Source organism: Nocardia carnea (assembly GCF_029868325.1).
In the GTDB taxonomy this organism is placed as follows: Bacteria; Actinomycetota; Actinomycetes; order Mycobacteriales; family Mycobacteriaceae; genus Nocardia; species Nocardia carnea_C.
Genome location: NZ_JARWNW010000276.1, coordinates 1 through 2,063, shown reverse-complemented (window position 1 = coordinate 2,063; position 2,063 = coordinate 1). Strand labels below are relative to the sequence as shown.

The window sequence follows — 2,063 nt, the reverse complement described above, 5'->3', positions numbered from 1 at the left end:
GTGGGCAATGCGGCGCCGCCGGTCGAGACCGGCGTCGCGGGTTCCGGCTCGGCCGGTGCAGGCAGCGGATCCTCGGAGCAACCGATCGGTTCGGCTGCCTCGGAAGAGGGAACAGTCGGGGCCGGGCAGTCCGCCCGCCGCCCTGTTTTAGTATGACTCTAGCTGCGCAGCGGCCCGGGCCAATTCCGCGGCGGCTGTGTCGATGGCAGGGGCCTCGCCGTTACCGTGAACGGGTGCGGCCTCGGTATCGGTGGGTGCGTGCCGGGCCGCGGATCGGGGCAGGCGGCGGGCCGGGAGCGCGGGCGCGGCGGAGTCTTCCTCCGTGGTGCTCGCGGGGGCGGGAGCCTGACCGCGCGGAGAACGCGTGGGCAGGGCCGAAAGGGCCGGCGCGGGGGTTTCGGCGGAATCTGCTGCGGCGGCAGGCAGCTCGTAGAGGTCGCCGGAACGGGTGCCGGGTTCCTCGGGGCGGTACTGGTCTTCGAACGGATTGAACTGGTCGGCGTCGGATTCGGCCGGTTCGGTCAGCGCCGGCTTTCGGCGCCGGCCACCACTTTCGAGGGCCTGCGGTACCGGTTCGTCGCCGATCGAGCTGAGCCAGCTGGGTAGCGAACCGGTATCGGCGGAGGAGCCGCCGAAGGAATCGGTATCGGTGGGTGCCGGGCGATAGGACCCGGGGTCGCCGGGCGGCGGCAACGGCTTTCCCGAAGCGCCTTCCTCGTTCTGCTCGGTGGTCGGCAGTTGCGTGGTTGCCGCGCCCGGCAACTGGGCCGGGTCACCGGACGGTACGGTCAGCTCGTCGGGGCGCTGCATATCCGGCTGGTAGGGCGCGGGCATCGGGATCCGTGGTGACGACGACAGCGCGGGCGCGGGATCGCCGGGCTGGGAAATACGCGGCATCGCCGCGGAATCGGCTTGGCCGGGGGCCTGATGCGACCCAGCCGTCGCCGTGGAGCGGGTGGGCAAGGCCGTGGTTTCGGGAGTGTCGTCCGGTATATACGGGGGGCCGTCGGCCGGTGGTGTGGTGAAACGGGAATTCGGCTCGGGATCCATGGGGCTCATCGTCTGGACTCCCGGCGAATCGCCGATAACACCCGAGGTGTTCCAGGCGGCGAACGGGTCGAGAGCCGCTGAACCGCCGGTGTTCTGCGGGTTCTGGTGCGGGGTGGACGGTGGTGCGGGGGTCCACGTGTAACCGCGATCCGGAACGGACTCGGGCCGGTTCGTGGCGCCGTTCGACCCCTCCGCCGCTTCGAATCCGTTGGATCCGAAGCCGGCGAAGCCCCTCGACTCGGAGTTGCGCTGCCCGCGCCCGTACTCCTCCGGGCGGGCGCGGCGTTCGTCTCCGAGGCTGGCATTTTCGGCATCCATGCGCTCATTCTTACCCACCCGGGTGGGCTTCGTTCTAGTGCGCGAAGCCCCTCATCTCCCCGGGGAGCGCCCGGGGTGACGAGGATTACACCGGTGTCGTGCCCGCGGCCGACACCGTTGCGGTCCGCCTGTTTTCCGGACATGCCGTGTTGACGTGCTTCGACGGCGAGAAGTCCCGGCGCCGGTGAGGATCGGCTCGGTGCGGAGGCGGCTCGGAGGTGAATCATCGTCCCCGCGGCGTTTCCCTCGGGTGTCGATGGCGCAAATGCGCCTAGTCGGTGCCCCTGGACACGGCGCGCGGTATCGAATCGGAGAGTTCGGTGAATTCCTGCAAATGCCTGGTGGTCGCGCCGGATTGCCTGCGCGGGATGCACCGGCCGCGCGAAACCTTCGGCGGAATCGGCGGATCGAGGATGGTGCCGGCGCCGCTCTGTGCTCGCAGGGGGTACGAACCCGGCGCGTACACAACAGCGAGTCTTCGGCGGGACCAGCGGCCTGGACCGCAATCGCCTACCCCCCCGGCGGGGGCGCGGGGGGGGCGGGTAGGGGGGGGCGGAGGTGTGGGGGTACGACTTCTTCGGCGGCACCCGCACGGTCGATGTGCATGTGCGGCGGTTGCGGGCGAAGCTGGGCAGCGAATACGAATCGCTGATCGGTACGGTCCGCAATGTGGGTTACAAGGCTGTGCGACCGGC

1 protein-coding gene and 1 pseudogene are annotated in these 2,063 nt (G+C 70.3%); one reads left to right on the top strand and one right to left on the bottom strand.

The genetic code is table 11. From position 1 onward, the window contains the following. Positions 1-147 precede the first annotated feature (147 nt). Entirely contained in the window at positions 148-1,368 is a 1,221-nt protein-coding gene (locus tag QH196_RS26985) for a hypothetical protein (protein WP_280418650.1), read from the bottom strand. A 555-nt stretch (positions 1,369-1,923) separates the two neighbouring features. Here QH196_RS26985 and QH196_RS26980 point away from each other — a divergent pair. After that, positions 1,924-2,063 (top strand): annotated as a pseudogene (locus QH196_RS26980) (winged helix-turn-helix domain-containing protein); the annotation flags it as partial.